This window comes from Microbacterium sp. C448, assembly GCF_000582705.2.
Classification (GTDB): Bacteria; Actinomycetota; Actinomycetes; order Actinomycetales; family Microbacteriaceae; genus Microbacterium; species Microbacterium lacus_A.
The window spans coordinates 1-8,368 of the sequence record NZ_HG779823.1 but is presented as its reverse complement, the minus strand read 5'-3'; the positions used below and the strand labels follow the sequence as shown (position 1 = coordinate 8,368).

The 8,368-nt window shown below is 66.9% G+C and carries 8 protein-coding genes; 1 reads left to right on the top strand and 7 read right to left on the bottom strand.

The genetic code is table 11. From position 1 onward, the window contains the following. Positions 1 to 90: 90 nt before the first annotated feature. The 5 genes from MIC448_RS15545 to MIC448_RS15525 form a co-directional block, all read right to left on the bottom strand. Positions 91 to 861 carry an ATP-binding protein gene (locus MIC448_RS15545; protein ID WP_036301803.1) on the bottom strand — a complete coding sequence of 257 codons (771 nt, stop codon included), beginning with the start codon at positions 859 to 861 and terminating at the stop codon, positions 91 to 93. Beyond that, entirely contained in the window at positions 858 to 2,441 is a 1,584-nt protein-coding gene (istA, locus tag MIC448_RS15540; protein ID WP_036301801.1) for an IS21 family transposase, read from the bottom strand. Before istA ends, MIC448_RS15545 begins: the two co-directional genes overlap by 4 nt. Positions 2,442 to 2,856: 415 nt before the next feature. Beyond that, positions 2,857 to 3,612: an MBL fold metallo-hydrolase gene (locus MIC448_RS15535; protein ID WP_103663575.1), complete on the bottom strand. Its 756-nt coding sequence runs from the start codon at positions 3,610 to 3,612 to the stop codon at positions 2,857 to 2,859. A 99-nt stretch (positions 3,613 to 3,711) separates the two neighbouring features. Beyond that, entirely contained in the window at positions 3,712 to 4,491 is a 780-nt protein-coding gene (locus MIC448_RS15530) for a cyclase family protein (RefSeq protein WP_036301799.1), read from the bottom strand. 86 nt (positions 4,492 to 4,577) lie between these two features. Further along, complete coding sequence (locus tag MIC448_RS15525) at positions 4,578 to 5,093, bottom strand: Xaa-Pro peptidase family protein (RefSeq protein WP_051514215.1); 516 nt, start codon at positions 5,091 to 5,093, stop codon at positions 4,578 to 4,580. On the opposite strand from MIC448_RS15525, the gene MIC448_RS15520 reads away from it, so the two are divergent. Then, on the top strand, positions 5,037 to 5,897 hold the full coding sequence (locus MIC448_RS15520; protein ID WP_036301807.1) for a LysR family transcriptional regulator: 861 nt from the start codon (positions 5,037 to 5,039) through the stop codon (positions 5,895 to 5,897). The two genes, MIC448_RS15525 and MIC448_RS15520, sit on opposite strands and share 57 nt — an antisense overlap. A 7-nt stretch (positions 5,898 to 5,904) precedes the next feature. Here MIC448_RS15520 and MIC448_RS15515 read toward each other — a convergent pair whose 3' ends face one another. Beyond that, positions 5,905 to 7,287 (bottom strand): aldehyde dehydrogenase family protein, encoded by a 1,383-nt coding sequence (locus tag MIC448_RS15515; protein WP_036301794.1) that lies wholly within the window; start codon positions 7,285 to 7,287, stop codon positions 5,905 to 5,907. Between the two features lie 27 nt (positions 7,288 to 7,314). Then, the coding region (locus MIC448_RS15510; RefSeq protein WP_051514211.1) for a 2-oxo acid dehydrogenase subunit E2 at positions 7,315 to 8,368 on the bottom strand (1,054 nt) is incomplete at its 5' end.

Genomic DNA, 8,368 nt, shown 5'->3' with positions numbered 1-8,368 from the left:
CGCTTCTTGGTAGCGCGAGTCTGGCGAGTTGGTAGCGGTGTTGGGTGGTGTTGGTAGCGGCCCGGCCGTCGCTGACCGGGCCGCTGGTCGTTACTCCCAGTAGGTCTCTTCTGTTCGGGCGTGGTCGTGGCGGAGTCTGCGCATGTCGATTTGGCCGAGGTTGATGGTTCGGGCGTGGTTCGCGAGCCGGTTCACGATCGAGTCCGCCGCGACCCGGTCGGGTAGCTCGGTGACCCAGTGGCTGGGGCCGGTCTGCGAGGCGATCACGGTGGGGAGGCGGTGTTCACGGTTCGCGAGGATCGCGAACAGGTCGCTCGCGGCGTCGCTGTCGATCCCGACGGTGAGGAAGTCGTCGAGGATGAGCAGGTCGGTTTGCGAGAGCTCGTTGAGCAGCTTCTGGTGGGCGATGCCGTCGCCGCGGGCGATGACGAGCCTGCGGGCGAGGTCGTCCATGCGGGCGTAGGTGACGGCGTGGCCGTTGTGGCAGGCGGCGATCCCGAGCGCGCAGGCGAGGTAGGTCTTCCCGCCGCCGGTCGGGGAGATGATGAGCAGGTTCATCGGGTCGGCCCGCCAGTCGTGGGCGGCGTAGCGGCGCATCCGGACGGGGGTGATCCCTCGACCGTCCCGGTAGTCGATCTCCGCGACTGTCGCGTGCGGGATCGGGAACCCGGCCTGCCGGGTCAGCTTCTCGACCTTGTGTGCCCGCCGCTGTTCGAGCGCGTCGTCGACGGCGGTGAGGAACAGCTGCTCCGGGGTGAGGGTGTCGTTGACCTCGTCGGCGATGAGTTCCTCGAGGCGGGTCGCGACGTGCGTGACCCGTAGTGCCCGGAACTTCTCGTAGTCGATGCTCGTGAACGTCACCGGTCCGCCTCCCCGCTGGTGGCGTAGTGCGACGCGTCGCGGACGAACACGTCCGGGCCGTCGGCGACGTCGCCGCCGCGTTTCCGTGTCGACGCGGCCGGTGTCGCTGGTCGGGGCTTCTTGGTGTCGCTGTCGATGCCGGCCATGATCCGCTTCAGCGTCGTGTAGGTCGCCTGACCGCCCCGGTTGATCAGCTCCTGGCAGGCAGCTTCGAGTCGTTCCCGGTTCTGTTTCCCCAGCCCGCTGAGCACGTTCTGGCAGTCGAGGTAGCCTTGCGCCTCGATCTTCTGCCGGTCCAGGATCTGCTCGATCACCTCCACTGTCGCGGGTCCGAAGCTGCGGGCCCGGTCGGTGAACCAGCGTCTGGACCACAACCCGTCGATGTTGCGGTGCTGCGGCGGGACATGCTCGGGCAGCGTCGAGTACTGCCCCTTCCGGCCGACGAGGCGACGGTGTTCGCAGACGATGTCGTGGCCGTCGAACACGGTCACCCGGGTCTGCGTGAACCGGACCCGCAGCAACTGTCCGGCCAGCCGGTAGGGGACGGAGTAGCGTTGCGAATCCGCGGTGACATGGTAGTTGCGGCCGGCCTTGAGCTCCTTCCAGGTCACTTCCTCGAACGCGGCGTCGGGCAGCGCCGCGAGCAGGTGCGCCTCCTCGGCAGTGAACCGCTCCCACCGGGTCGAGTCGTCCGCCCGGCGCAGGTCGTGATTGATCTCCCGCACCCGCTCATCGATCGCGTCGTTGAGCTCGGACAGGGTCGTAAAGACGTCGTCCTCGAGGTAGCCGATGACACGCTTGTTGACGACGTTGACCGCGTTCTCGGCCGCCGCCTTGTCTCTCGGGCGCTTCGCCCTGGCGGGGACGATCGCGGTGCCGTAATGATCGGCGAGCTGCTGATAGCGGGCGTTGACCACTCGCTCCGCGTCGCCCTTGCGCGCCTGATGCGTCGAGGTCGCCGGGTTGTCCGGCACGACGATCTGCACTACTCCGCCATAGGACGCGAACGCCCGCACGTGCGCGTCCAGCCACGCCTCCGACCGCATGTCCGCGTAGGCGCGGCAGAACAACGCGCCCGAGAACGGCAGCACCGCGACGAACAGCACCGCCCGGGTGATCTCGCCGGTGACCGCGTCGACCAGGTCGATCGTGTCACCAGCCCAGTCCACGAGCATCGCCCGCCCCGGCTCGTGATGCAGCGTCGCGACCAGATCATTGGTGCGGACGTAGTCGGCGAACAGGGCGCAGAACTGCGAGTACCCATACTTCTTCCCCGCCCCACGCGCATCGGTGTAACGACGCCACGCCTGCAGCAACGTGAAGTGCCGGTTCTGCCGCATCGACGCCAGCACCCGCGCCAGATCCGGCTGGTCGTACTCGTCCGACACCCGCCGGCGCCCGTCCGGGAACCACTCCGCCAACTCGCGATCGCTGACCGCGATCGCCGACTCGATGCCATGCTCGACGATCGCCTGCCTCACACGCGCGACATCGCGATGCGAGCACCCCACGACCTCGGCCACGTCCCGGTAGCTGCGCCGCTCCAGCAGCAACGTGAGAATCCTCCGGTAGTCCGTCATGTTCCGCCTTCCACACAAGAACGGCGACGCCCATGCGTCACCGTTCCCTCAGCAGAGCACCACACCCCAGCCCGAGCGCTACCAACTCGCCGGAAAGCCGCTACCGACTCCGTGGACTCGCGCTACCAGGAAGCGCTACGCGCCAATTACTTAACACCAGCTGAGCGTACGGAAGCTGGCCGCGCTGGCTCGACGGGCCTGAGACGCGCATGCTTGCGCGATCAATCGCCTCGCCAGAGCATTCGTAGAATTCCTGATGTATCAGGCAAAACGGCATCACATGATGATCGTTCCCCGGCAAGCAGAGACCGACTCGCGACAAAAATGCGAACTTCCGTCGCGCCCCATGCGCAGTCCATCCGCTTCGGACTCGACGACGCGTGTTCAGTAGAGACTGACAATCACGCAATCGGGATCAGCCGTTGAAGTGCTTGACATCAAGATCGTCCGAGAAAACGCCATCCGCGATATCGTCCGCGGCGCCAGACTCCTCGCCCTCTATGACGACGCCCTCACCGACGGCGAGGTCAGTGAACGCAACTCCGTGCCGCTCCGCGAACATTCGGGCGCGCTTCGAGTACAGGGGTCGCCCGAGGTCGTTGAGCAGACCGTCGTGCACCGGGATCGCCTGACGAGGGCGTACGGCGGTGATGAAATCGACCATCTCGGCCATCTTGTTCCACGGCGCGTTCAACGGCACGAGCAGAGTGTCGGGCGCCGGGCCCGCGGGCACGATGAAACTGTCGCCCGGATGATAGACGAGGCCGTCGACGATGTATCCGGTGTTCGCGACGACGGGGATGTACGAATGGATGACGGCATGCTGCCCCCCGACCGTGCGCACCGAGAATCCGGCCGCCTCGAACTTCTCACCGGCACCCGTCGCAATGATCTGATCGGCATCGACTCCCGCGGCCGCGGCGGCCTCGATGAGGCGCGCGGCCGGCACCTCGGGTGCACGGACCGTAACCTGCGGGTGCGCCGCCAGGTACTCCAGCACGGGAGCCTCATCCAGGTGGTCGGGATGCTGATGCGTGACGAGGATGTGCTCCGCGCCGTCCAATGCGACGGACAGGTCGGTGTAGTTGCCCGGGTCGATCAGGATGCGACGACCAGCCTTCTCCAGACGCACACACGCGTGTCCGAACTTGGTCAACTCGATACGGATCATCTGTCCCACCTTGCTCTTGTTGTTTCGGTCTGTCGGCACCGTCGCCTTGAGGCAGCGCCTCGCTTTGCGACTGCTCTTCACTCGCTTTGCGACAGCTCCTCAGTTGTCGCGTTCGACCAGCGCCAGCACGCGTGCCGGGCTGCCGGTACCCCCGACGATCGGCAACGGGGCAACGATGATCACGGCACCCGTCGTGGGGATCCTGTCCAGATTCTGCAAAGACGTGATCCCGTAGGTGTCGCCCCCGAGGAGGAAATGGTGCATGGGTCGCGGGGGCGTCAGCTTGTCCGCCTGCCCCGCGTCGATCCCCAATGTCTCTACCCCCACACCCACGACCATCGGCGACTCAGCGAGCCACTTCGCGCAGGCGGCGGTGAAGCCGGGGGTGTGCGGACCGATCTCGTCGCGGTTGACGAACTTCGCCTCGTCCTGGCTGTATGCGCTCCATCCCGTGCGAACGAGCAACCAGGCGCCGGGCGGGAGCGGACCGTGCTGCGCTTCCCAGGCCTGCACGTGGTGCACGTCCACCAGAAAGTCGGCGTCCTCGGTTGCCTCGGCCGTGACATCGAGTACGACGGCGGGGCCGATCAGTCGCGTGAGTGGCACCTGCGAGACGTCGTCGCCGTCACGACCCGATGCCCAGTGGATCGGGACGTCGAGGTGCGTGCCCGTGTGCTCACCGATGTGGATGTTGTTGTGCTTCCACCCGGGCCCACGATCGTCATAGGCCGAGATCTCTTCGAGCTCGAACGGGGCCGGGCTCCCGAACGGGAGCGGAAGTTTCAGACTGGGGGTGTTCTGCGTGAGCTTGTTGGTGAGATCGATGATCTCTACCCGCTCAGCACGCAACATGCCGATCAGGTCGACCAGAGTTGTCATGGGATGAGCCTTCCTGGCGAAACGGCACGAGCCGGGAGTCGAGTCGGAGACCCCCACAGGGCAGTGCGGGTCACGGTGTCTGCGCCTTACTCCGGCCGGGCCTGGCCCCACGGAGTGTTCAGGTGCGACTGCGAATCGCGCTCGTTCTTCAGGGGCCCGCCGACAGCGATATAGCGGGGACCGGCGATCAGGAGCTCCTCGGCCGGGAACTTGGTGATGACCTCGCAGCCGTCGGCCGTGACGACGACCTCTTCCTCGATGCGCGCGGCCCCCCAACCATCCGCGGCGGGCCAGTACGTCTCGAGCGCGAATACCATGCCCTCTTTGAGTTCCTCGGGGTGGTCGAAAGAGGTCAACCGCGAGAAGATCGGCTTCTCCCAGATCGACAGACCGATTCCGTGGCCGTACTGCAGCGCGAACGCCGACTCTTCGTCCGCGAATCCGAACTCGTGAGCCTGGGGCCAGACAGCGCAGATATCTGCTGTCGTCGCGCCCGGGCGGACGAGGGCGATCGCACGGTCCATGTAGAACTCAGACAGGTCCGCATCTTCGTCGCCGTCGCCGAGGAACTGCAGTTCAGCCGCGCTGCGGTTCGCTTGCATCTTCCGCAGTCCGTTGTGAGCGAGCAGGTCCGGCGACTCGAGATAGAACTCGGACTCGAACTCTTCGACCGCTCACGTCGCGCGATCCAGCTGACGGCAGACGGCGCCGCCATCCTGCGCCTCGCCCGCGACCTGCTCGGACGCGCGCAAGCGATTACCGACGAGGCAGGCCGACGCGTCGAGACACCCCGGGTGCAAAGACTCGGGGTGCCGAGCGGAATGGGACGAAGGCTGACCGCCATTCTGCGCTCTCTTGCCCTGCATGGGGTCACCGCGCGACCTCATGCGATCGACCCCGCCCGGCGAACGACGATGCTCCTGGACGGTTCGCTCGACGCCGCCATCATCCGCGGCGAGATCAGGAGCGACGCCCTGTGGACGTCTCATGTGTGGGACGAGAGGATCGTGGCCGCCCTCCCCGACCACCACCCGTTGGCCGAACGTGCCTTCGCCACCCTCCCCGAGCTAGCCGCGACCCCCGTCGCGATCGTCGAGAGGTCCGCCAACCCGGCCTTGCACGACCTGCTGAACGCAGCGTTGGCCGGCTCGGGTCGTGTCCTCACCCCCGGCATCCCCTTCTCGGGAATCGAATCGACGTTCGCCGAACTCGCCACGAGCCGAACGCCGATGTGGACCCCCGTTTTCGAGGGATACGAGGCGGAGCACTCCTACGAAGGTATGGTGACGCTTCCCGTCGAGCCCGCGCTCTACCTGCCGTCATTCCTCGCGGTGGGACCCCACATCACACGCCCGCTGCGGCAGTTGTACGTGGATGCGTGCCGCAGCGCGGGTACTCAGGGCTGAGCCGGGCTCACGCGACCCAGATGGTCTTCAGATTGCAGAACTCCCGAATACCTTCGACCGAGAGTTCACGCCCGAAGCCCGAGCGCTTGATGCCACCGAAAGGCAGCTCCGGGTAGGAGATCGTCATGCCGTTGACGAACACCGCGCCGCTTTCTAGACCGCGCTCCGCGCGGGCGATCTCGTCGGCATCTGTGCTCCAGAACGCCGACCCGAGCCCGAACGGGCTGTCGTTGGCGACCGACAGTGCCTCGTCAAGGGATGCCACCTTGTACATCGAGGCCACGGGGCCGAAGGCTTCTTCCTCGTACAGGCGCATGTCTGTGGTGATGTCCGCGATGACCGTCGGGGTGTAATACCAGCCCCCGGCGACATCATTCCGGCGCCCGCCCGTGACGACCGATGCCCCCTTGACTCGAGCGTCCTCCACGAGCTCCTCGAGCTCACGCAGCCCCGACTCCGTCGCGAGGGGTCCGATCTCGGTCAGATCATCGGCAGGGTCACCGATGACGAGCGCCGCCATGCGCTCGGCGAAGAGCGCCGAGAACTGGTCATATACGTCTTCGTGGATGATGAAGCGCTTGGCGTTGATACACGCTTGGCCGTTGTTGCTCGTCCGGGCCCTGACCGCGGTCTCGACCGCGGCATCGAGCCGTGCGGATGGCATGACGATGAACGGGTCGGAACCGCCGAGTTCGAGCACGGCCTTCTTCAGCACGCTTCCCGCCGCCGCACCCACGGAGCGACCCGCAGCCTCGGAGCCAGTCAGCGTGACGGCAGCGATGCGCGGATCGCGGATGACCGCCTCGACTCGTCGAGCCGCGATGAGGAGCGTCGAGAACGCGCCCTGCGGGAAGTCGGCGCGCGCGAAGAGCTCGCCTATGTAGACGGCGACCTGGGGAACGTTGGACGCGTGCTTGAGCAAGCCTGCGTTTCCCGCCATCAGGGCGGGGGCCGCGAAGCGCACGACCTGCCAGACCGGATAGTTCCAGGGCATGACGGCGAGCACAACACCCATCGGCTCGAAGCTCGTGCGCGCGGACGACGCAGAAACCGCGGCCGGGTCGTCGAGCTCCCGGCCCGTCAAGAACTTCTCCGCGTTGTCCGCGTAGAAGCGCATCGCATAGGCGGACTTCGCGACCTCGGCACGAGCCTGCGCAATCGGCTTGCCCATCTCGGCGGTGATGACGGCCGCGACCTCGTCCGCCTCCGACTCGAGGAGGTCCGCGGCGGCACGCATCCGCTCTGCGCGACCCGCGAAACCGAGCTCGGCGAGCAGGGGAACCGCGGCGGATGCTGCCGCGATGCGACTCTCGACAAACTCGTCCGAGTCCTCTTCGAACGCGGCGAGTTCGGCGCCCGACGACGGATTGATACTGCGAATGACAGCCATGGTCTCCTGGTTTCTGGGACGGACGGATCAGATGAGGATCGTGAGCGGATTCTCGATCCGACGTTGGAACGCGGCGAGCCACGTGGCAGCGACGGCACCGTCCAGAACCCGGTGGTCGGCCGACAGTGTCACGGTCATGACCTGGCCCACGCCGAGCTGGCCCGCGTCGTCCACGACGGGCACCGCCCGGGCGGCGCCCACCGCGAGGATTCCGGACTGGGGCGGATTGAGGATCGCCGAGAACTCGCTCGTTCCGAACATTCCGAGGTTCGACACCGAGAAGCTGCCCCCCTCGAGTTCGTTCTGCTTCAGGCGGCCCTCTCGTGCGCGACCGGCCATCTCGGCGACGGTTGCGCTGACCTGGCTGAGGGACTGGGTCTCGACGCCCCGCAGGACGGGGGTCGTCAGCCCACCCTCGGTTGCGACGGCGACCGAGATGTCGACCGACGAGAAGTGACGGATGCTGTCACCGTTCCAGATCGCGTTGGCCTCGGGAACCTCGACCAGGGCCGCGGCGACGGCCTTCAGCACGAAGTCGTTCACCGAGATCTTGCGCGGCGCGCTCTCATTAACCGTCCGGCGCAGCTCGAGCAGCGCATCGACGCGACAGTCGGCCACGAGGTAGAAGTGTGGCACCGTCGACTTGCTCTCGGTCAGGCGCCGGGCGATCGCCTTGCGCATGCGATCGAGGGGAACGTCGACGAAGGACGCGCCCGCGGTGGATGCGGATGCGGCGGGAGTCGGTGTGGTGGCCGGAGCCGCCGTCGGCTGCGCTGCGGGCGCTGCGGCGGGTGCTGCGGCGGGTGCCGTCACGGGTGCTGCAGCGAGGTGGCGTTCGAGATCGCGGCGGACGATACGTCCGTGCGGCCCGCTCCCCCTCACATCCGTGATCTCGACGCCTGCATCGGCGGCAAGGCGGCGCACGAGGGGGCTGGCGAACAGGCGACGGCCCGAGTCAGGTGCTGTCGCGTCACTCGGGTCCACGGGCGTCGGTGTCGGCGCCTCGGCTGCCTGAGCAGCCGTCGCGTCGTTCTCTTCCACCGGGGCGGCCGCCTGTGCGGCGGGCTCGGGTTCGGGTTCG

Excerpts from the sequence above, each read along its gene's own strand:
- istA (WP_036301801.1), bottom strand. The coding sequence starts at position 2,441 with ATGACGGACTACCGGAGGATTCTCACGTTGCTGCTGGAGCGGCGCAGC.
- MIC448_RS15530 (WP_036301799.1), bottom strand. The coding sequence starts at position 4,491 with ATGACAACTCTGGTCGACCTGATCGGCATGTTGCGTGCTGAGCGGGTA.
- MIC448_RS15525 (WP_051514215.1), bottom strand. The coding sequence starts at position 5,093 with ATGCAAGCGAACCGCAGCGCGGCTGAACTGCAGTTCCTCGGCGACGGC.
- MIC448_RS15535 (WP_103663575.1), bottom strand. The coding sequence starts at position 3,612 with ATGATCCGTATCGAGTTGACCAAGTTCGGACACGCGTGTGTGCGTCTG.
- MIC448_RS15515 (WP_036301794.1), bottom strand. The coding sequence starts at position 7,287 with ATGGCTGTCATTCGCAGTATCAATCCGTCGTCGGGCGCCGAACTCGCC.